The 575-nt window shown below is 67.8% G+C and carries 1 protein-coding gene; it reads left to right on the top strand.

The genetic code is table 11. The features are described from left to right. Positions 1-575 (top strand): IS66 family transposase (gene tnpC, locus ACOYQJ_RS26255; protein WP_422908825.1); only part of this gene is annotated, 575 nt, incomplete at both ends.

Genomic DNA, 575 nt, shown 5'->3' with positions numbered 1-575 from the left:
CATCTGCTGGAGGGCAGTTGGCCCACCGAGGCGCTGCTGGCCCAGATCGCTGTTTCCAAGCATTCCGAGCACATGCCGCTGAACCGGCAGGCCGTGGTGATGGCCCGGCACGGCGTGCCGATCGACCGCTCGGTGCTGGCCGACTGGATGGGCCGGACCGGTGCGCTGATCGCCCCCGTGGTCGACCACATGGCCAAGCAGCTGCTGGCGGGCAGCACCCGGCTTTACGTTGACGAAACCACTGCCCCGGTGCTGGACCCGGGGCGCGGCAAGACGAAAACCGGATATCTCTGGGCGGTGCTGCGCGATGATCGCGGCTGGAACGGAACCGCGCCGCCGGGCGTGGTCTTCCATTACAGGCCCGGGCGAAAGGGCGAATACGCCGCTGAAATCCTCACCGGCTTCAACGGCACGATCCAGGTCGATGCCTATGGCGCCTATACCCATCTGGCCACGCCGGAACGCCCGGGCGGCGATCCGCTGCGGCTGGCCTTCTGCTGGGCGCATGGGCGGCGCAAACTGATCAAGGCCGCACCGAAAAAGGGATCACCCATCGTCGACGCGGCGCTGCTGCG

The organism is Pacificoceanicola algae, assembly GCF_049341065.1.
Classification (GTDB): domain Bacteria; phylum Pseudomonadota; class Alphaproteobacteria; order Rhodobacterales; family Rhodobacteraceae; genus Pacificoceanicola.
The sequence above is the reverse complement of the archived record's forward strand: the minus strand, read 5'-3'. Positions and strand labels throughout refer to the sequence as shown.